The organism is Streptomyces sp. PKU-EA00015, from assembly GCF_013387495.1.
GTDB lineage: Bacteria > Actinomycetota > Actinomycetes > Streptomycetales > Streptomycetaceae > Streptomyces.
This window is the reverse complement of sequence record NZ_JABZEE010000025.1, coordinates 86,311-106,518: the sequence shown is the minus strand read 5'-3', so window position 1 is coordinate 106,518 and position 20,208 is coordinate 86,311. Positions and strand designations below refer to the sequence as shown.

The following is a 20,208-nucleotide window of genomic DNA, read 5'->3' as shown; positions in this document are numbered from 1 at the left end:
ACGCCAGGCGCCTGGCCATCCTCCCCTTCCACACCACCGCACTGAGAGGAGCGGCGTGAGCACGCCCCAGCACGCCCACGGCGAAAACGTCATCCCGATGACGGAGGCGCCGAACAGCATTGAGGCCGAGCAGATCGTCCTCGGTGCCGTCATGGCCGACGCCGCCGTCCTGCCCGAGGTCGAGGAGGAGCTCGGGCAGGACACCGCAGTCTTCTACCTCCCCGCCCACGAGACCATCTGGCGCGCAATCCTGGAGCTCGTGGCGGCCAGCATCCCGCCAACCCCGATCGTCCTCACCGACCATCTCGCGAACTCCGGCGACCTGCAGCGTGTCGGCGGGGCGCCATATCTGCACACCCTCTACAGGGCTGCTCCAACGGCCAGCTCCGGGTTCTGGTACGCGAGGATCGTGCGGAGGCACGCGAAGCGCCGCCAGATCGCTGAGCTCGGCACCCGGCTGATGCAGGCAGCGCGTGATTCGGGCGAAGACCACGACGAGCTGCTCGCCACAGCACGCCACGCGCTCGATCTCACAGAAGCCGAGGAACGCTGGCCTGCGCCGACACCACTCGGTCAGCAAGGCCCGCTGCCCACCTTCCCAGTCGATGCCCTCCCTGCCTGGGCAGCCGAACAGGCTTACGCGGTCGCCGAGTTCACGCAGACCCCCACCGACATGGCCGCGACCATGGCTCTCGCCGTGCTCTCTACGGCCGCCGGCGGGCGCGTCCATGTCCAGATCCGCGACGGCTGGGTCGAGCAGACGAACCTCTACCTGGTCGTGGCCATGCCCCCGGCCTCCCGCAAGTCCGACGTCTTCGCCGCCATGACCCGGCCGATCTACGACATCGAAGCGGCCTTGCAGGAGGGTGCGCGCGCGTCCATCATCGAGGCCGAGGTCGCCAAGGAAGCCGCGGAAGCCCGTGCCGAAGCCATCATGACCAAGGCCCGCAAGGCCGACGACGCGACCGCTTCCACGTCCCTGGTGGCCGAGGCCGCGGGCCTCCGCATGGAGGCCGAGTCGATTGTCGTCCCGCCCAATCCCCGTCTGACCGCCTCCGGCGACGTCACCCCCGAGACCCTGACCAAGCTCCTGAGCACACACGGCCGCCTCGGCGTCCTGTCCCCGGAAGGCGATCTCTTCGACATCATCGCGGGCCGCTACAGCTCACGCCCGAACCTCGGCGTCTTCCTCCAGGGGCACAAGGGCGAACGGCTTCAGGCCGAACGCATCACGCGTGAAACCGACTTGGGTGAGAAACCTGCCCTCACCATCGGCATCACGTTGCAGCCCCCCGTCCTGTTGGACCTCGCCCAGACGCCCGGGGCTCGTGGTCGCGGCCTGCTGGCGCGCTTCCTCTTCTCGCTGCCCGCCTCGACCCTCGGCTACCGCCAAATCGTCGTCCCACCGGTCCCAGAGCAGGTGTCCCGCACATACCAGTCCCGTCTCACGACGCTGGTCCATACCCTGACGGACCTCCCCGAGCCGGTCACGATCAAGTGCTCGGGCCCCGCCGACCAGGCCGTCATCAAGCTGCAGGAAGCAATCGAGCCCCAGCTACGCCCCGAGGGCGCCCTGGCCCACATCGACGACTGGGCAGGAAAGTACGTCGGCGCCGTGGCCCGCATCGCCGGCCTTCTGCACCTCGCCGAACGTGCAACGGGCCGCTGGGGCGATCCCATCGAGGCCGCCACGATCGAGCGCGCCGTCGCCATCGGCGAGTACTACACCGCTCACGCCCTCGCGGCCTTCGACCTCATGGAAACGGACGCAGACAGCGAGAAGGCTCAGCTGGTGCTCGACTGGATCCGCCGCACGAAGACAACCAGTTTCAAGGCCCACGAACTCGTCACGGCTCGGCGCCGCGCCTTCCCCACGGTGAGCTCGGCAGCTCCGGCGCTGAGGCTCCTCGAGGAGCACGGCTACCTTCGCCGCCTCCACGAGGCGCGAGCTGGAGGGCGGGGACGCCAACCGGCTGCGGTATTTCGAGTGCACCCTTCGGCTACGGGGACCGACGACGCCTCAGTCCGATGATTCAAGGAGCTAGGCGTTGGCACGGCCCCCACCCTCTCTTCGCGAACTACGGGCGGGACGGTCGCTGAGGGCTGCCGGGCTGGCTGCTCGGCTTCTCGGTGCGGTGAGGGCCAGCGTCGGTCATCGTGGTTGCTGTACTCCGCTGGTGTACGGAACGAGCAACGGCCGCACGCTGCAAATGACGCAGCTCGAAGCGCGGGCGTACTGCACTGAGCTCGCAGGCAAGGCGTGGCCCGAGTCAAAGAGCGAAGATCCTACCCTGGACGAGCTGACCAGCTCATATACCACGACGCAGCGGGACAAGGCATTCAAGCAGTGCATGAGCGATGAGGGCTGGCCTCAGCCGTAGGCGTGTCCGTCGCCGAACGATGAACATCTGCTTTGTAAGCGTGGCGCCGACCTCAAAGCGGTCGTGCCAGGTCAACAGGCCCGCAGCGGTGCTGAACCTGTCGGCGGGTGCATGCACCTTTGATGGGGCTCTTTTGAATTCGGCCACCCTGTGATCGGCACCGCCTCACAGTTGCTCGGCTTGATTCCTCAGGCGAACCCTGCGTGGCTACGACGACGTTCAGCGGCCCCACCGAGACGGCTCCAGCTGGCCCCGTCTTGTGAAGCCTCCGTCGGGGCGGCCTGAAACGGCCCCGCCAATGAGCAGCGACGACGGCTGGATGGGGCCATCTCAGGCCAGCCTCACGGTCCTGGATCTTCACGAAACCGGGCCAGCTGGAGCCGTCTTGGTGCAGCCGGTTGACGTCGTCGTAGCCACCTGCGCCGGGCGTCATAGGGAGGGGCGCCCGATAGCAAGCCAGCACCAGGGCCGTGACGGCCCGAACGACACCAGGCACTTCCATTCGGGCGGAGCGGGTGGGGCACGGGTGGTGGGCTGGGGCAGGCATCGTGGCCGGTGGGGAGGGGGGTTACTGCCAGGGGGATGTGGGGGTCCCGTCTGGGTCCAGCCCGTAAGGCCACCGCTCTTCGGCCGGGAACTGCGTCCCGGGCCGCGTCGGGTGGGTGAGGCCGACATTGGCGGCCTGGCGGTAGAGGGTCTCGGCACTCTCCGCGTCCCCCGCCCTCTCCCGCATCTCGGCCAGGTTGATCAGAGCGTAGGCGTCGCCGACGTCGGCGGCTTGGCGGGCCATGGCTTCGGCCCCTTCTCGGTCCCCCGCCCTCTCCCGCATCTCGGCCAAATGGATCAGGGCGATGGTGTCGCCGGCGTCGGCGGCCTGGCGGTAAAGGGTCTCGGCGCCCTCCCCGTCCCCCGCCCCCTCCCGCATCTCGGCCAAGCCGATCAATGCGGCGGAGTGCCCGGCGTCGGCGGCCTCGCGGTAAAGAGCCTCGGCACCCTCCCCGTCCCCCGCCTCCTTCCGCATCTCGGCCAGGTTGATCAGAGCGTAGATATGGCCGGCGTCGGCGGCCTGGCGAGCCATGGCCCCGGCACCCTCGCCGTCCTCGGCCCTCTCCCGCATGTAGGCCAAGAAGACCAGGGCTTCGGGGTGACCGGCATCGGCGGCCTGACGGGCCGTGGCCTCGGCGCCTTCTTGGTCCCCCGCCCTCTCCCGCATCTCGGCCAGGTAGATCAGAGCGTAGGTGAGACCTGCGTCGGCGGCCTGGCAGGCCATGACCTCGGCGCCCTGTCGGTCCCCTGCCCTCTCCCGCATCTCGGCCAGGCGGTTCAGAGCGTCGGCGACGCCAGCGTCGGCGGCCTCGCGGTATAGGGCCTCGGCACTCTCCGCGTCCCCCGCCATCTCTCGCATCTCGGCCAGGTAGAACAGGGCGGTGATGTCGCCGGCGTCGGCGGCCCGGCGGGCCAGGGCCTCGGCGCCCTCCGCGTCCCCGGCCGTCTCCCGCATCTCGACCAGGTAGAACACGGCGTGGGTGTCGCCGGCGTCGGCGGCTTGACGGTAAAGGGCCTCGGCAACCTGCCCGTCCCCGGCCGTCTCCCGCATCTCGACCAGGGAGAACACGGCGTGGGTGTCGCCGACGTCGGCGGCCTGGCAGGCCATGACCTCGGCGCCCAGTCGGTCCCCTGCCCTCTCCCGCGTCTCGGCCAGGCGGTTCAGAGCGTCGGTGTCGCCGGCGTCGGCGGCTTGACGGTAAAGGGCCTCGGCAACCTGCCCGTCCCCGGCCGTCTCCCGCATCTCGGCCAGGTAGAACAGGGCGGTGATGTCGCCGGCGTCGGCGGCCCGGCGGGCCAGGGCCTCGGCGCCCTCCGCGTCCCCGGCCGTCTCCCGCATCTCGGCCAGGTAGAACAGGGCGCCGGGGTGCCCGGCGTCGGCGGCGCGGTAGCGGAGGTGGTGGGCCCACTGGAGGCGATGCCGGTCGTCGGCTGCTCGGGCGAGGTTGTCCAGGTCCTCGGGGCGGGTGAGGTGGGTGTGGGCGGCGTGCCAGAAGGATGCGGGCGGGCACAACTGCCCTCGCGTGGTGCGGCCATGTTGTTCGAGGTAGTCGGCCAGCCTGAATACCGGGCCTGCTGGCGGACTGGGCGGCGTGGGGGGTGGTGGTGTTCCTGGCGGGCGCCGTGTGGGGCGGGCGGTGGTGTGGCGCATGGGCGCTTGCTTGCCGTGGACGGTCTGGGCGAGCTCGGCGAATGCGGCCTCCGCCCAGTTTTCGGAGAGGTCTTCGTGGTCGGTGTCGTTGAGGTAGTCGGGTGCGGCGTCGGTGAGAAAGGAATGGGGCAGGTGCAGGCCGACGCCGAGACGGCGGGCGTCCATCGCCGCCTCCAGCAGCGCCCGGGCCGCCGGGGTGCCGCATGCGTAGCGGCGTAAGAGTTCGGGAGCACCGGCCAGGTCTTGTGTCACCTGTCCGTGGGCGCAGGCCCTGGTGAGGGCGTCGGCCAGCAGGCGGTCCCCGTCCTTCGCCAGGGCGGAGGCGGCGCGCAGCGCCTGCGCGTCGAAGCTGGACGGGATGTAGAGAGTGCGTCCGGCCAGGAGCTCGCGTACCCGGCTGTGTGGGTCCGGCTCGCCGGGCGAGGGCAGCGCCGTGAACTGGCGGTCGTACTCGGGCCACAGGGTGCCCAGCACCACGACTGGCCCCCGCTCCGGATCGGTGAGCAGCGCGTGCAACGCGGCGGCGATCCGCTCGCCGGCCCGGGCGTCGCCAAGGTAGTGCTGGGCCTCGTTCAGCCACACCACCGTCCGCGGCCGGACACGTTCCAAGTCGTCGAGAGCGGCCTCAGCCCGGGTCGGGTCGAAGGGGTGCCACAGCCGCCACTCGAGCTCGGCAAGCGGCTGGACTGCCTCCCAGCAGGCCCTCGTCTTCCCCGTCGAGGAAGTGCCGACCAGGACCACCATCCGGCTACCGCCCGCCTGGGCGTCCTGCACCGCCTGCGCCAGCACCCGGTCATGCGCCCGCCGCACATAGCCTGGCAGCACCCGCTGCCGCGACGAAGGCAGGGCGGGCCCGGCCGGGTGGACCTCCAAGTCATGCGGCTCCCACTCGCCGATCGGCTTACCCGGCCCCGGATCGTCCTGCACAACCGGACCCGCCGCGGCGCGCCGCAACGCCAGCAGCTCCTCCTGTGGCAGCTTCAGCACACGGGCCAGCGCCGCCACCGTCTCCGCCGACGGAACAGACCCATCGGGCCGAAACGCCTCCGACACGGTCGTCCGCCCCAGTCCCGTCTGGACGGCGAGTTGCGACTTGTTCAGTCTGGCGCGTGCCAGCCCGTCGCTCAGCCTGTTGTGCAGTTCGATCATCGCCGCACTGCGGTCGCTCCGCTCGTCGTCATGCACGTGCTCGTCCCCCCGGGGCGGTGATGTGTTCGCCGGTGTTCATCTTCCTCCCGGCGAACCCCGACGCACACAAATTCCGCGACCTTCGACCACGTCAACACCCCTACCTTTCCAGGGAGATTGCCGTGTCAGTCGCCATCGTTCTGCTCACCACCGCTCTGACCTTCGTGGTCGCGCTGCTGGCCGCTGTCGGCGCGGGCAAACTCGCCCGCCTGGACGGCGCCGGCTACCCCGCCGCCCTCAAGCAGGCGGCTGCCGCCTTCGCCGCAGTGATCACCCTCGCTGCCGCCGTAACGGCCGCCCTCGCCGCAGTGTGCTCCTGAACCCCCTCTGTTGGCCGTGACCGATCTCGCCGAGATGCCCTGCACCCCCACCACCCACACACGTGAGCGGCGCCGCAGGCGCATCTGACAGGCCAGGCCGGCCCAGCACTGATCGAGCACCTTCCCGCGCCCCAACTGACCGTGAATGACCGCACGATCTGGCACGCATCTGGCACGTGACTACGGTCGGTCCCCGGATCGCCAAGTGGTAGGGTCACGCTCTTCGCCAGGCTCTCCCTGTGCGGAGTCCCCGCGGTAGGTCGTGCCATGTCCGATCCTCTTGACCTCGATCTGTACGCAATGTGGCGGCACGCGCTCGCCGAGGCTGACCGAGTCTTCGCGTCACCTCCCGAACTCGACCGCCCGGTGGACGGCTGCACGTACTGCACCCCGGAGTCGGAGCTGCACATTCTCGGTGGCGATCCCGCTGCCGTACCGGATGATCTCCTCGGGCATTTCATGCGCGAAGTCGTCAGCCACTGGGACGCGGACCAATACCCCGTCCTGTGGCGTCGCCTCATGCCCCATGCGCTGCGCTATTGGGGGCCCGAGGGCCATGGCGTCGATCCATCCCGGGAAATCGGTCATCTCGGCCAACACGGGGCTAAGTTCGTTGACTGGCCCGCGCCCGAACGTGCCGTGGTAGAGCAGGCCTTCCGAGCGCTGCTGGCCCTCGCCCTGGTTGATGGCACTCCCGGGGACATCGCTGAACTCTTGGAAGGAATCGCCCACGCAACAGGTGATCTCGAGCCGTGGTTGGAGCACATTGCCGGGCTCTCCGGCTCCGAGGCGGACGCGGGCCTCGTCCGCCTCGCCTTCGACTGGGCCACCGACCTTCTCTGGGAAGAGCTTCAGTTCACGTGGTGGTACGACGGCGACCCCCAGGTGATCGCTGCCTGGCTGCCCACCCAGCGCGCCCGCATCGCCACCTTCGCCACACAGCACCCGCGCTGCAAGACCGCGGCGGACGCGCTGATCGCGATCGACCGACTCCAAGCCGGTGGCCACAGCCCATGGCTGTACCCGTACGGCATGAACGTCCTCAGACTGGCCCCATGAGCAAGGCCGGTCGATGTTCTCAGCACAGACGACATAGGCCCCGCGTACCCCCGCTTTAGGAGCGAGGTGGGACGAGCTGGGCGCTGACCTGGGCAACGCGGACTTCGGCGCCTGCGGCCTCTCCGCCCCGATGGCGGCCACAGTTCCCCGTGAGTCCCCGACCCATCTGGCACGCCTGTGGCACGGCTCCGGCGGGTCGGTCGCTGAAGTCCGCTCGGTTGTTCTCGTCTCGCATGGGGTCGACAGAGGTTCCCAGTCCAGGCGAGCAGTGACACTGGACCACATTGGCGCCTGGATACGCAGCTACGTCGGCGGCGATTCAACGCGCAGCCCACCAACCCCGTGGCACAGGACGCAGACTGACAGCATGACTCTCTTATGGAGTGCGCTGGTAGCCCCTGCTGCGGCCGTGCTAACCACACTGATTGGTGTCTTCGCCGGCAGTATGGTCAGCAGGCGAGCCCAAGACCGGCATTGGGCGCGAGATCAGCAGACAGCAGCCTGTGCGCGTGTACTGCGCGAATCGGCCGCCGTGATGGTTGACCTCGGTGAGATGGACGCCGCGCGCCCGCATGGTCTCCCACAAGGTGTCCTCATTCCCACGAGTGTCGACTGGCGCCCGTGGAACGAGGCCATCAGTATGGTGAATCTTGTGGCTGATCAAGACATCGTTGAGGCCGCTCATGCCCTCGATGAGCAGATCTGGCGCATGCACATTGCCATCCGCCGCGGTCCGACTACTGCCGAGGGCTGGGTGGTTATGCGATCCCGCGTTGAATCGGCACAACGTGACTTCGTCACTGTCGCACGGCGCCGACTCTCAGTGGCAGGAGATGGGCTCCGGCGGCTCTCGGGTCGTCCGGAACCAGCAGACCCAGTGTGGAGCGCATATGACGCTTAACGTGAGCGTGTGGGCCGCTAGCATGCGCTGAGGGCTGCTTTGTAAGCCTGGCAGCGCCATCTCAGCCTTCACCCCAGCTCATCCTGCCTGTGCGCGGCGACGGTAGTCACGGGCGTGTGGAAGCTGCTGTGCTCCTCAATCGACCGTGGCTGACCGCTCGATCTGGCACGTATCTGGCACGCGTGTTCAAAGCTCAACGCGCGCCCGCACAACCTCGTTGGCAGGCTCTCAGTAGCGCAGCACGACGTGTGCCGGCCGAAAGGGGAGCGCGCGCAAGCTCAAGCCAGGCCGAGCACGCGCAAGCACCTCCCGATTGGCCCACTAACCATCCTCCGGCACGTACGCGCCTGCTAACGAAGGACTCGAGCTGAGCTGCAACGACCCGCCCGGAGGCAGCGCTTGGTGTCTGGCCGCGTCAACGGGGGCATGAACGAGGTGACCGTCGAGCAGCTGTCCAGCTCTGCCGCACGTTAGTAGGGTGAGCGGCGCTGAGACTGCGACAGTTGGGGGGCAAAGTGTCAGTAGATCAAGACCGTGCCTGGTTTCACAGCCAGTTCCTAGCCCTGTGCATCCGCAAGACTGGCTTTGAGTGGCAAGATTTCGTGACTGACCTTATGCACATGAAGCATGGGCCAAACTTCGTGCAAATCGATCCGTCCGGAAGAGGGGACAAGGGCTGCGATGGTTGGGTCAATGGACTGATGCTGGCATGCTATGGAGCGAGCAGTCCAACCGAAAGATATGTAGCCAATAAGATACGGACAGATTACGAAACCGCGGAAGCACATTGGGGTACTCACATGGAAAGGTGGGCTTTCGTGTATAACAACGCGACGGGTCTGCCTGCCATGGCTGCGGCCGGCATCATGGAGTTGAGGAAGAGTCGACAAGATTCTGCGATCAAGATAGAGAACTGGCCTCCCCAGGTCCTTTGGGATAATTGCGTAGGGGAGGAGATTGAACGAAATAAGCTCTCTCTCATTCTTGGAGCTCCGCCTTCCGAGCATCCTGCCGGCATGTCGTACATCGCTAGATGCGTCGAAACCCTTGCCAGGACTCGCCTGCAAGGCGGCCAGGATGAAGTGCTCGAAGTCCCTTTCGGGAAGATCGAGCATAACAACTTCGGCCCGGAGGTCTCTGACTTACTGAAAACGTTCAAGACTCACACGGGGCATGTCCGGTTCTATTTTTCGCAGGCTTCTCCGGGAGAGCAGGCCCAAGTGTCGGAGAATCTGCGTGCAAGGTACGACGGTCACCGCGCGCGGCTTGAAGAATCTGACGCTGTTTTTCATGCACTTTGTGACGACCTAGTTTCCGAAGCGTTCGGCGGCGGCGGCTTCGGAGACGCGAACCAGCAGCGGAGTGCAGCCATGATGGTTGTCACCCACTTCTTTGAGACATGCGAAATCTTCGAAGCTCCGGTAGGTGGGTGATGCTACTTCCGAGCAAGTCGATTCCCTCCGATCAGGCAATGATTGCAGTAGGCGCGCAGATCCTTGTTCAGCTGGATGAGCCTGGAACAGTCAGTGCCGTTTGGCAGCGTCTTATCGCCTGGCGTCAAGCGCGGTCAATGCCGTCAGCCATGCCATTCTGGTGGTTCGCTCTTTCACTTGATCTGTTGTATGCGACTGGCGCGGTGTCTATTCGGGATGGGGAACTTACGAGGGGCGAACATGTTTCGTAGTCTTTCTAGCGATCTTCCTGACTTCAAGACGGCATCCTTTCGCCCCGGCCTCAATATCGTTGTGGCTGAGCGTACGAAGACTGCCCGTAGGCAGGACAGTCGGAATGCTGTTGGCAAAACAAGCTTTATTCGCGTGCTCGACTTTTTGCTGGGGGCTGACGCACGACCTGACCACATTTTGCGGAGGCCAGAGCTCGAACAAGCTTCCTTCGAGCTTCAGTTGGAGTTGTTGGGTCGTGAAGTCACCGTAAGGCGGACTGGTTCCGATCCGAGCAACGTCGAGGTTGACGGAGCAACGTTCAAGAACACCGCGTGGAGACAGCAGTTGGCTAAGGGGCTCTTTGCTCTTGCGGGGAAAAATGGCGAGCCCTCCTTTCGCTCGTTGATCGCTTTCTACCTTCGCGATGTACAGAACGGCGCGTTCGACAACGCTACTGAAGTGCACAGGAAGCAGTCTGCTGCTGCTTCACAATCTTCTCTGGCGTACCTCTTTGGGCTGGACCTATCTCTGCTTGAGCAGGCGAAAGAAGTGGCCACTGCGGAGAAGAGCCTGAGGGATCTGCGGAAGGCAGCCAAGGATCCTGTCCTGGGAATGACACTGGGCAAGGCGCAAGACCTGGATGCACAAATTCGCACTCTTGGGATTCAGGTGAGCAACCTTGAGCAAGAAATCGGCGAGTTCAAGGTCGTAGATCAGTACGCTCAGCATCGCGCGCGAGCTGATGAGCTCAGTAGGGTAATCCGCAAACTCAATGACTCACTTGTCATGGATGAGCGTCGCCTTGGAGACATTGAGCTTGCAATCAATCAAGAAGACGAGAGCCAGCCAGATCACTCGTACGTCCAGGAGATGTACGACCAGCTGCAAATCACTCTACCTGAAAGCGTGATTCGTCGCTTCGATGAGGTTGCGGCCTTTCATCGTTCGGTCGTGGAGAATAGACGCCGGTACCTCCAGGGTGAGCGCGCGGCCTTGTTGGATGGTCTCGACGAAAAAAGGAGGGAACTGCAGCAAGTCGACACCGAACGCTCTGAAGTGATGCGAATCCTAGATGCGGGAGGCGCCCTGGAGACCTATAAAGAGCTCCAACTGGAGCTGGTTCGTGTACGCGGCAGGATGAATGAGCTGCAACAGCGGCGCGAGACTGTCGACAAATGGGAAAATGCGAATCGCCATTTGCAGCTTCGCTCTGCCGAAATGGAACTTCGGTTCAGTATGGACCTAAATGATCGGCGAGCCCAGATTGACGAAATTGCGCAACTCTACTCCTCGTACGCCTATGAAATTTACGGCAGTGGGCGACCCGCCTCTCTGAGTGTCGAAGCTTCAAAAACTGGTTACCACTTCGTTCCAACAATCGGAGGGGACAGGAGCAAAGGGGTGAAGAGCATGGCCCTTTTCTGCTTCGATTTGACCATGGCGATCACGGCTCGCCGATACGGACGTGGCCCAGATTTCCTTGTGCACGATAGCCATCTCTATTCAGACGTCGAAGGTCGCCAGATGGCTAGCGCCCTGACTCTTGCGGCACGGGTTGCAGAGCGGGAGGGTATTCAATACGTCGTCACTCTCAATTCGGACGACCTGAAGAAGGCTCAGGATGAGGGCTTCCGAGTTGATTTCCATGAATGCGCTCGCCTTACAGATGCCTACGAAACAGGTGGGTTGTTCGGCATCAGGTTCCACTAACGCAACGTGCTCCGGCTGACGTCGGCGGCGTGTGTCGACTACCGAGTGAAGCGTGGCCGGCCTTAAGGTGTGGAGCACCAAGTTTGGAAGACCACGTATGCGGATGGCCGCTGACCTGCGGCGTTGCTGACCTGCAGGGAAGCGACCGTATGGCCGTGGTTCCCCGTGGTTCCCCGCTTGTCTCCGTCCGGTCCGGCACGGATGGGGCACGCGGCAGGGCGTTCAGCCGGGGTAGTCGGTTCGCCAGGGATAGTCGAACGCTGCGACGCCGCCGAACCGCGCCACTGCGGCCCAGAGCCCATCCTCCCCTCGCGAGACCGTGCGCTCGAGCTTGCTCATGCCGTCGCCCTCAGCCCAGCAGAGGTCGTTGGCTATGTAGTGGGGATGCCACTCGCGGACGACCCAGATCAGGTCGAGGTGAGGGTTCCGCACTCCAGGGCGATCTTCGAGGCGGGTTGCTGAAGTCACAGCGACCCATGCCTTCCACGTAGGTTCCGCAGCAGGGCTGGCGGCGACCACGGTGGTTCCACGGCGGAGAGCAGCTAGGAACTCTACGGCGTCCATCCTGGGCTCCGAGCTGGGGGACGGTTGATTGAGGACAGCAGGTTAGAGCCATCGGGGGGCCGACGTCCCAGATGAGGTCGGTGGAATGGCTTTGGGCGGGAGTCTCAATGACGATGTCAAGCCGCTTGCGTGACCGGCGGGGCGGCGGTGAAGGCCCGTCCGTCACACAGCAGCGCCCACAACACGCTCGCCCGTCGGCGGGCAGAGCGATTACGGCCTGGACGTGCTTGCAGCCCTCGCCGCGCTTCTTGAGGTAGAAGTCCCGGTTCGGTCCTTCGCGGATGATGCTGGTCTGCGCGGAGAGTTAGAACACCCTGCGCAGTCGGCGGCTGTAGCGCTTCGGACGATGAAGGTTGCCGGTGCGGCGGCCGGAGTCGCGCGGGACCGGCACCAGCCCGGCCGCGGAAGCTAGGTGACCGGCGTCGGCGTAGGCCGACAGGTCGCCTGCCGCGACGACGAACTCGGCCCCGAGTATCGGGCCCATGCCGGGCAGGGACTCGATGATCTCCGCCTGCGGGTGGCTGCGGAACGTCTCGCGGATCTGCTTGTCGATCCGCTTCAACCGGTCGTCCAGGGCCAGGATCTGCGCCGCGAGGTCGGCGACGATCTGCGCGGCGACGTCCTCCCCAGGCAGCGCGGTCTGCTGGGCCTGCGCAGCCTCCAGCGCGGTTCGCGGCGACCGCGTCGGCGCTTCGGACATTGCGGTTGGTCAGCCAGGCCGTCAGTCGGGCACAGCCGCGGCGGCGGATCGCGGCCGGCGTCTGGTAACCGGTCAACAGCACGAGTGCACCCTTCTGCGCGCTGTAATCGAAGGCTCGTTCCAGCGCGGGGAAGATACCGGTCAGCACGTCCCGCAGGCGGTTGATCATTCGCACCCGATCGGCCACGAGGTCGGTGCGGTGGGCGGTCAGCAGCGCGAGGTCGGCGGCCAGTTGGGCGGGCACGTCAATGGCGGCGAAGTCCCGGCGGTGACGCGCAGTCTCGGCGATGACGTAGGCATCGCGAGCATCGGTTTTTGCTTCACCGCGGTAGGCGCCCGCCATACGGTTGACCGTCCGACCGGGCACGTAGACGGCACGCTGGCCATGGGCCGCCAGCAGGGCCAGCAGCAGCGCGGACGACGTCCCGGAGATGTCCACCGCCCAGTAGACCTCGTCCGCCAGGTCCAGGATCTCGACGAGCGCGGCCAAAATTACCGACTCGTCGTTGTCGATCTTCTTTGACCACAGCGTGGCACCGACCTCGTCGACCACCGCAGCCCAGTGGTGGCCCTTGCCTGCGTCGATCCCGGCCCAGACTCGGGCCCGCCGCTTGCTCACTCGCCCCTCCTCGTTCCGCGCAGCATGCCGTCGGCCCGAGGAACACCCCGCTGTCATCTCCGTAAACAGCGACTACAACGCACATCTCAATCAGCAGCCAGGGCGCCCCGAAGAGCCGGGCGGCCACTCCTGCCGAGTCACACAAGACAAGCTGCCATCAGCCACACCCGGCCCTCCCGGGCCGCCCAACAACTTACGGAGCTGCCATGGGGCGAGAGATCGGGGCCCGTAAGCTTGCCGCGAATCGGGCAGTCTCTAGACCTGCCCGGTAAAGCCTGATGTGGGCCCCGATCTTCGAGGCTCGCCCCATGGTGGCTGCCTAAAACCGTGGAGCCGACCGGCCCCAGCCACAGCGGGCTACCGTCCACAGCATCAGCGGCGCTCGCTCTAGCCGCGCGGCCGGCGGGGCCGGGGCCCGGAGCGGGGCGGAGACAGGAGCGTCGGGGCCCGGCGCTGGAGCCGGGGCCGCGCGCGGCGAGCGGAGCGAGCCGCCTTGAATGAAGTAGAGAAACTCGTACCGCATCAATGGGCTGGGCGGATTCATTTGGATCGCAGGGGGACCAGGAGGATGCCTGCGATGCGGAGTCCGGCCTGGTAGATGGTCGCAGCTCACGACCTCAGGGATTCGTCCTGCGGGTCATAGCAGACGAGTCCGTGATCGCGAGCCAGCGAAGCGGCGTACTCAGACACTTCCCCGGCCTTGCTGTAAGACATGAGCAGATACACGATCGGCCCTGAGGCTTCGTCGATGACTGGTGGCGACGTCCAGACGACGTTGCCGTCGATGCCGTCCGGATATTGCTCGACGAGCGCCTCGACATAGGCCACGATGCGCTGCGTCGGAGGCACGACGACATCGTCCGACTCCAGGTAGCGCTCATAGAGCTCGTCATAGACCGAGCCCGCTCGGCGGTCGTCAAGTGGAGGCTCACCGTCCCACACAGCAAGGTCGTAGCTCACCATCGAATCTTCGCAGGCAGCAGCTCGCCCGCAGCCAGCAGGCCGTGAGATCGAGCAGCTTCCAGGTGATCGATTAGAGAGTTCCTAGCCGTGCTCTTAGCCGTGAAGCACAGACGAAACCTGCACGCCTAGGCACTCAAGATGCCATCCTGGAGAGAGAAGATGCAGGTAGGAGCCACTGGCTACAGATCCTGTTGCTCTCCTAAAGCGGGTGTCGCAGGTTCGAATCCTGCCGGGGGCACAACGCGTTACCGCTCTGACCTGGGTTTCTCCCCCAGGGAGGCGCTCTACTCGGCCTCGGACTCCTCGTCCGGGGCCGTTTGCGTGAGCGGGCGGATCGCCAAGACCCACGCCCGCCGCAAAGTCTCTACGCCCCTCACGCCCTGGCTCCGACCTTCCCGGGCAAAGCGTGAAGCGGCTACCGAGGATGGCGGCAGCCGAGGCACCCACCCGCAACACACAGGACATGGCATACTTGAAGTATGGCAACTCGGAAGATCACTATCACCGTGCCGGAACAGCTGGTGGAATCGATCAAAGAACGTGTCGATGCGCGCGGGGTGTCCAGTTACATTGCGGCCGCCGCCGCTCATCAGGACGCCATGGACCGACTGCGCGAGCTGGCTGAACGCCTCGAAGAAGAGCACGGCGCCGTGACGGACGACGAGCAGCAAGCGGCGCTGGACCGTATCGCCGAGATTGACGGCTGGCACGACGAGCAGCACTCGCATTCAGACGAGGCAGCGTGAACCGCACCACCCGAGCGAAAATGCACCGGCCGCGACAGCGCGTCTTCGTGTTCGACTCCGAGGCCCTCTCCAAGGCGGTTCACGGCGATCGGGAGATGGCCGCGCTGATCAAAACGGCTCCGCGGCTCGACATCCCGATCATCACGTCGGCGCTCACGACCTTGGAAGCATGGGACCCTCGCGGAACGTCGAAGCAGGCGCTGTGGAACTGGACGCTGTCCCGGATCCGCGTCGTGCACACGGACGACCAGGTGATCGCCATGGCGCGCGACATACTGAAGGCAGCCGGTCTACATGGTCACAAGTACGCCATCGACGCCATCCTGGCGGCTGTGGCAGGGCGGGAAGCCGTGCAAGGAGCTGAGGCAACCGTCTTCACGTCCGACACCGACGACATGGCTCAACTCCTCGCGGGACACTCCGTGCGAGTCGAGAAGGTCTGACGAAACGCCGCCCGCACCTCACTCCGACGACTCGCCGGCTCCCCCGACTGACCACTGGCCGTACGCCGATGGGATCCTCCGTTACCTGTGGTCAAGCCGACCGCCGGGACGAAGAAGCCACGCGCTCTCCACAAGCCGCGGGGACACGAGAACACCGGTCCGGAACCAGCCGTCACCGGCCTCGCCGAGGATGGAGGATAGTGGACAGTCGGTCGCGCCGCCGTTACCCCGCAGGCGGCTCCGCGTTGTTGACGGAGGCGATCAGATACGGATCGATCTGAAGCCAGAAGGCGTCACCGTCCCGTTGGACCGCTCCGTCGAATCCCATCGCAGCAGCATGACGCGTCCATGGTCATCCGACAGGGACGAGGCAGCGCCTTGCCTGGCAGGGCGGCACACACGCGCGCGTGAGCGAACAGGCTCGCCCCAACACCCTCTTCAAACGGTGAGCGGCGAGCAAGGTCTCTGAGATAGCGACTAGATCACCGCCACAGGGCCCACGATCCGCCAACTCCCGTAGCCCTAACAGCTTTGGAGAGGATTGCGCACTCCAGGTGCGCAGTTGCTCAGCGTGGCCGCGCACTTCTAGGCTCACTCTCCATCAACCATTTCTCATGGCGCAGTTGAGGGGGCCCCGAGCTCATGTCGTACCCGCCGACCGGTGAGGATCCGTTGCTCGGACGAGCGCAGATTGCCACGCTCGCAGGCGTAGGCCGACCAACCGTAACGGCCTGGGAAAAACAGGAGACCGACTTTCCCTCTCCTCGGCGCTCCAACGGACAGGACTACTTCCGGCAGTCGGAAGTCATGGACTGGCTGGACCGACGGCCGGTGCCGTCCGGGCGGCTCGTCGAAGGGGAGCCCGTCGGCACCACCTACGGGGACCGTGCCAGGCAGGGGCAAGGAGCCGACGCCGCGCGGCACCGTCTTGGCACCGGGTCGTCGTACCGCATGCCGACCGGCGCTGTCGATGAGCCCCGCCCCGAGAACCGGCGGATCGTAGCCGATCTGATGGGCAGCCTCGTCGACCGCGTACGGGGGGCGGCCAGCGTGCTGGACTATCTGAACCTGCTTCTCTGCCTCCACTATCTCCGCGGCGCTGCCCCGGACCGCTTCGACACATTGGCCGCCCGCGCCCGCGCCCTCAGCAGTCTCGACGAGGCAGCCCAGTTGCTCCGGGACGTCGGCCGCCTGGCCGACGAGGACATGCGTGGCCTCGGTGTCCATTCGAGCATGCAGGAAGCATTGGGGCGCCTGGAGCCACGAACTGCTCGTGACCTTCGCAATGTCGTGGATGCGATGAGCCGCCTCACCGAGGACGTATTCGGGCTGATCCTCGACGAGTACGAGCAACGAGCCGCGCTGGGCAGCGGCGAATTCTTCACTCCTCGCCCTGTGGTCCGGCTGATGACGCGGCTGGCCTGCTCAGAATTCGGTCCCGGGGAACCGGAGTCCGTCTACGACCCCTACGCCCGCGACGGCGGGTTCCTCATCGAGGCGATGGCCGCCTGCGCATTGGACAAGGACGGTCTGCCGCGCAAAGAGACGTTGCTGACGTACGGCGAGACCCGGCGCGCCGACACGTGGCGACTGGCGACCATGAATCTCCTCCTTCATGGTGTCTCCCCGGTTCTCGACCTCAAGCGCACAGCCCCCTGGCACGACGGCCCGGAGCGGGCTCCGTTGGAGTCGTTCGACATCGTGCTCACCAACCCACCGTTCAACATGAGCGACCCCGGCCGCGAAGGACGCCGCGAGGGGCAGTGGGCGTACGGGGCTCCGCCGCTCGACAACGACAACCTTGCCTGGGTCCAGCACTGCTTGGCCACGCTGCGCGAGCGGGGCCGAGCCGGGATCATCATGCCCAACAAGGCGGGCAACTCCGGTCACAAGGCCGAGCAGACCATCCGGCGAAACCTGGTGGAGAGCGGAGTCGTCGACTGTGTCATCGCCCTGCCGGCCCAGTTGTTCACCGGCACCGCCGTACCCGTCTCGGTATGGATACTGCGCCACCCCGACAACCCGAGCGACAACACACTTTTCCTCGACGCACGGCACATGGGATCGAAGAACGGCTCGCGCCGGGTCCTCAGCGCCCTGGACGCCGAATCTCTACTCGACGCCTACCGCGCTCACAGGAGCATGGGCGCGGCCGCTCCTCTCCCCGGTTCGACGACTGCGGAACCACACGTGCCCGCCGCCTTGGTATCTCGGGAAGAACTGCGGCGCAACGGCTACTCGCTCAACCCACTTGACCATGTCGAACGTCAAAGTGGCGGAAGGGACGGCTTCGAGCACGAGTTCGTGTCCGCCCAGGAGCGACTGCTCAACGCCGAGGAGCACCTACGGGACATACAGGATGCTGCCGCCCGGCTGCCGTTCGTCGGGGACCATGGACCGCTGCTCCGGAGGAACCAGCCGACATCCACGGCCAACCTGGACTCACTGTGCGAGATTCAGGCCGGACCGTCTTATTCCGTGCTCGGCAAGAAGCAGCGCAGCACCAACGGCCCGGTCCCTGTGGTGTTCCCACGGCATCTGAAGGACCGGCGCATCAACGACGGGGCGGATGAGCGGGTGACGGAGGAGACGGCCCGTCGCCTGAGGAACTTCGAGCTGCGGCACAGGGACATTGTGTGTGTCCGCTCCGGTGCGATCGTTCCGCCGGCGCTGGTGCAGCAGCATCAGACCGGCTGGCTGATGAGCCCCAATGTCATCCGGCTCCGTGTGCCCGAGGAACAGGAGGACCGGGTGCTGCCGGAATACCTGTTCCACTACCTGTGCCTGGACGAGTCCGTCGCCTGGATGCGGGACCGGGCCGCGGCCACCGCAGCCCCGTCTCTTCGGTCCGAATCTCTCGGATCGCTGCAGATTCCGCTGCCGGGCCTGGTCGAGCAGCAAGAAATCGTAGCCGCGCTGAACGGCCTTGACGAGCTGGACCGCGCGCATCTGGCTGTCGCTGCCTCAGTACGGCACAGCCGCATCGCCCTGGCCGGTGCGCTTCTGGGCAAGTCTTCGGAACCCGCCCCTGGTACCTTCCCCCGCCACCGATTCGAGAAAGAAGCGATGCTGTGAACACCCGGCGCCAACCGTCTGCTCCGACGACCCAGCCCACGTTGGCCGCCGAGCCCACGAACAGTGCCTGGATCCCCTGGCTGCTGGTCATGGTGTTGTCCTCTGCCCTCGTCGCGGTATGCGTCGGATTCCTCAAGGTCATCGACGGCGCCCCGGTTTCCGGAGCCCTGCTCTCGGCAGGTGCAGCGTTCGGAGGAACCGCGCTGCTCTGTCTGGCCGTGGTGCCCGTGGTGCAACAGCTGCGTCAGCGCGGCTAGTCAGCCCTTGTAGATCTTGCTGGGCTCGCGTGCGCCCCACCGTATGAGGCACGCCGACGCATGAGCGGTGCGTGAGCGGACCGTCCGGGCTGACGACGGGGGGCCAATCGAGCTGTCCGACTTCAACTCCGTCCGCCTGGACGAAGTCCTGCCCGACGAGGCCGGATGCAGTCACGAGCTGAAACTGACGACCGCCACGGTACGCATAGTGTGCGCGGACCTCAGGGCTGAGTGGGCAAGCGTCGGTGCCTGAGGCGTGCCCCTCGCGTGCCCGATCCGCTGGGGGCGAGGGGGGGAACCACGGGGAAAAGCGGAGCAACCATCGCGCCCTCAGGTCAGCGGACGTACAGGTCAGCCACAGTCCGCATACGCCGTCTTCCAAACTGGTGCTCCAGAACACCCGCGCCCACCGCGACTGACTCTGAGGACGCCCGGAGTTGAGTGCGGCGACTGCGGCCGCGGGACTTCGACCCGAGGGGAGCGATGAGCTCCCGGCGAGGACACCCAACTCCGCTTGGTCGTTAATAGGCAGTTAGCATGCGCGCTCGACAGTACTGGAATCTTCACGCTCTCAGCTCTCGAACCACCGAGGAACTCCACATGGCTAAGATGCCCGATCTCCGTTCAGGCGCCTCAAGAGAGGACTGGTTCACCCAAATCCGCAATCTTCCCCTATGGCAAGCCATACTCACGGCCCTCCCCTTGGGTCTGCTCCTTGTCGGTGGATTGATCGGCGGCCTCATCGGCGCGCTCGGCATGGTCGTCAACCTTAAGATCGCCCGCGCCGCACTGGCCCCCACCTGGAAGGTTCTCTCCATGGCGGGAGTCATCCTCGGTGTCGTGATCACTTACCTCTCGATCGCTGCTGTGCTGGCGGCGGCGTTCTAAGGCATCATCACCCCCAGCAACCTCACCGACACATATCGTGACGGGAAAGGAGTACAGCAACCAATATCGCAACCCCGCCAATCGTTCCCGCCCCCCAACGTCCCTCACAAGCTTCGTATCACCGCTGTGACCGTCCCTGCCCCAACTGCATAGAGCAACAAATTAGAAGGTCCCCGTGCCACAACCGCTCCAGATGGGGCGGGGACTCACGGGGAACTGTGGTTGCCACTGGGGGCCGCAGCCAGCAGACGCCGAAGTCGCTATCCCGCAGGTCAGGCCTCAACTCACCCCACCTCGCTCCTAAAGCGGGTGCCAGCCCACCTGGCCCGGCTCCAACGGGCTGGCTCCCTCCACAACGGGCCGGTGCTGTGGGTCTACAGCTGCCGGCCGACGCAGGCACGGGGATCGTAGAACACGGCGAGCACTCCCGCGCCGACGTTTCCGCACGACCGGCGCACCATAGAGCGGGGAACCGCGATCAACAGCGGTTCAATGCGAGCATACAAAGCAGGGTCCCCGCGGGCCGTTACGCC

General features: G+C 65.7%; 14 protein-coding genes and 1 pseudogene. 11 read left to right on the top strand and 4 right to left on the bottom strand.

Annotation, left to right across the window (positions count from 1 at the left end; translation table 11 throughout):
* Positions 1 to 55: 55 nt before the first annotated feature.
* Complete coding sequence (locus tag HW130_RS17245) at positions 56 to 2,032, top strand: YfjI family protein (RefSeq protein ID WP_177150484.1); 1,977 nt, start codon at positions 56 to 58, stop codon at positions 2,030 to 2,032.
* Positions 2,033 to 2,949: 917 nt separating this feature from the next.
* Here the strand turns inward: HW130_RS17245 and HW130_RS17240 are convergent.
* Positions 2,950 to 5,763, bottom strand: a complete 2,814-nt coding sequence (locus tag HW130_RS17240; protein WP_218183624.1) for a helix-turn-helix domain-containing protein — start codon at positions 5,761 to 5,763, stop codon at positions 2,950 to 2,952.
* Between the two features lie 125 nt (positions 5,764 to 5,888).
* Between HW130_RS17240 and HW130_RS17235 the strand changes: the two genes are divergently transcribed.
* The 5 genes from HW130_RS17235 to HW130_RS17220 all read left to right on the top strand — a co-directional run bounded on the left by HW130_RS17235 (position 5,889) and on the right by HW130_RS17220 (position 11,420).
* A complete protein-coding gene (locus HW130_RS17235; protein WP_177150483.1) occupies positions 5,889 to 6,086 on the top strand; it encodes a hypothetical protein in 198 nt (65 codons plus the stop codon).
* 267 nt (positions 6,087 to 6,353) lie between these two features.
* Positions 6,354 to 7,145: a hypothetical protein gene (locus HW130_RS17230; RefSeq protein WP_177150482.1), complete on the top strand. Its 792-nt coding sequence runs from the start codon at positions 6,354 to 6,356 to the stop codon at positions 7,143 to 7,145.
* Between the two features lie 1,719 nt (positions 7,146 to 8,864).
* Positions 8,865 to 9,479, top strand: coding sequence for an ABC-three component system protein (locus tag HW130_RS17225; RefSeq protein WP_218183623.1), 615 nt, complete (start codon positions 8,865 to 8,867; stop codon positions 9,477 to 9,479).
* Positions 9,446 to 9,730 (top strand): ABC-three component system middle component 6, encoded by a 285-nt coding sequence (locus HW130_RS36990; RefSeq protein WP_375256544.1) that lies wholly within the window; start codon positions 9,446 to 9,448, stop codon positions 9,728 to 9,730. The genes HW130_RS17225 and HW130_RS36990 overlap by 34 nt, the downstream gene beginning before the upstream one ends.
* Positions 9,720 to 11,420 (top strand): ABC-three component system protein, encoded by a 1,701-nt coding sequence (locus tag HW130_RS17220; RefSeq protein ID WP_177150481.1) that lies wholly within the window; start codon positions 9,720 to 9,722, stop codon positions 11,418 to 11,420. The genes HW130_RS36990 and HW130_RS17220 overlap by 11 nt, the downstream gene beginning before the upstream one ends.
* A 222-nt stretch (positions 11,421 to 11,642) precedes the next feature.
* Here the strand turns inward: HW130_RS17220 and HW130_RS17215 are convergent, their stop codons facing one another.
* The 3 genes and pseudogenes from HW130_RS17215 to HW130_RS17205 form a co-directional block, all read right to left on the bottom strand.
* Positions 11,643 to 11,984, bottom strand: a complete 342-nt coding sequence (locus tag HW130_RS17215) for a hypothetical protein (RefSeq protein ID WP_177150480.1) — start codon at positions 11,982 to 11,984, stop codon at positions 11,643 to 11,645.
* A 116-nt stretch (positions 11,985 to 12,100) separates the two neighbouring features.
* Positions 12,101 to 13,303, bottom strand: a pseudogene (locus tag HW130_RS17210) (IS110 family transposase).
* 609 nt (positions 13,304 to 13,912) lie between these two features.
* On the bottom strand, positions 13,913 to 14,266 hold the full coding sequence (locus HW130_RS17205; protein WP_218183622.1) for a hypothetical protein: 354 nt from the start codon (positions 14,264 to 14,266) through the stop codon (positions 13,913 to 13,915).
* Between the two features lie 479 nt (positions 14,267 to 14,745).
* Between HW130_RS17205 and HW130_RS17200 the strand changes: the two genes are divergently transcribed.
* The 5 genes from HW130_RS17200 (at position 14,746) to HW130_RS17180 (ending at position 19,675) form a co-directional block, all read left to right on the top strand.
* Positions 14,746 to 15,012, top strand: coding sequence for a hypothetical protein (locus HW130_RS17200; protein ID WP_177150479.1), 267 nt, complete (start codon positions 14,746 to 14,748; stop codon positions 15,010 to 15,012).
* Positions 15,009 to 15,455: a hypothetical protein gene (locus HW130_RS17195; RefSeq protein WP_177150478.1), complete on the top strand. Its 447-nt coding sequence runs from the start codon at positions 15,009 to 15,011 to the stop codon at positions 15,453 to 15,455. The genes HW130_RS17200 and HW130_RS17195 overlap by 4 nt, the downstream gene beginning before the upstream one ends.
* Before the next feature lie 642 nt (positions 15,456 to 16,097).
* Positions 16,098 to 18,530, top strand: coding sequence for an N-6 DNA methylase (locus tag HW130_RS17190; RefSeq protein WP_177150477.1), 2,433 nt, complete (start codon positions 16,098 to 16,100; stop codon positions 18,528 to 18,530).
* Positions 18,527 to 18,787: a hypothetical protein gene (locus HW130_RS17185; RefSeq protein ID WP_177150476.1), complete on the top strand. Its 261-nt coding sequence runs from the start codon at positions 18,527 to 18,529 to the stop codon at positions 18,785 to 18,787. The genes HW130_RS17190 and HW130_RS17185 overlap by 4 nt, the downstream gene beginning before the upstream one ends.
* A gap of 600 nt (positions 18,788 to 19,387) precedes the next feature.
* Positions 19,388 to 19,675, top strand: a complete 288-nt coding sequence (locus HW130_RS17180) for a hypothetical protein (protein ID WP_177150475.1) — start codon at positions 19,388 to 19,390, stop codon at positions 19,673 to 19,675.
* The last annotated feature ends 533 nt before the right edge of the window (positions 19,676 to 20,208 follow it).

What these genes read in the sequence shown, in the direction of transcription:
- HW130_RS36990 (WP_375256544.1), top strand. Translation starts at nt 9,446, where the DNA reads ATGCGAAATCTTCGAAGCTCCGGTAGGTGGGTGATGCTACTTCCGAGC.
- HW130_RS17190 (WP_177150477.1), top strand. Translation starts at nt 16,098, where the DNA reads ATGTCGTACCCGCCGACCGGTGAGGATCCGTTGCTCGGACGAGCGCAG.
- HW130_RS17180 (WP_177150475.1), top strand. Translation starts at nt 19,388, where the DNA reads ATGGCTAAGATGCCCGATCTCCGTTCAGGCGCCTCAAGAGAGGACTGG.
- HW130_RS17200 (WP_177150479.1), top strand. Translation starts at nt 14,746, where the DNA reads ATGGCAACTCGGAAGATCACTATCACCGTGCCGGAACAGCTGGTGGAA.
- HW130_RS17215 (WP_177150480.1), bottom strand. Translation starts at nt 11,984, where the DNA reads ATGGACGCCGTAGAGTTCCTAGCTGCTCTCCGCCGTGGAACCACCGTG.
- HW130_RS17220 (WP_177150481.1), top strand. Translation starts at nt 9,720, where the DNA reads ATGTTTCGTAGTCTTTCTAGCGATCTTCCTGACTTCAAGACGGCATCC.
- HW130_RS17230 (WP_177150482.1), top strand. Translation starts at nt 6,354, where the DNA reads ATGTCCGATCCTCTTGACCTCGATCTGTACGCAATGTGGCGGCACGCG.
- HW130_RS17205 (WP_218183622.1), bottom strand. Translation starts at nt 14,266, where the DNA reads ATGGTGAGCTACGACCTTGCTGTGTGGGACGGTGAGCCTCCACTTGAC.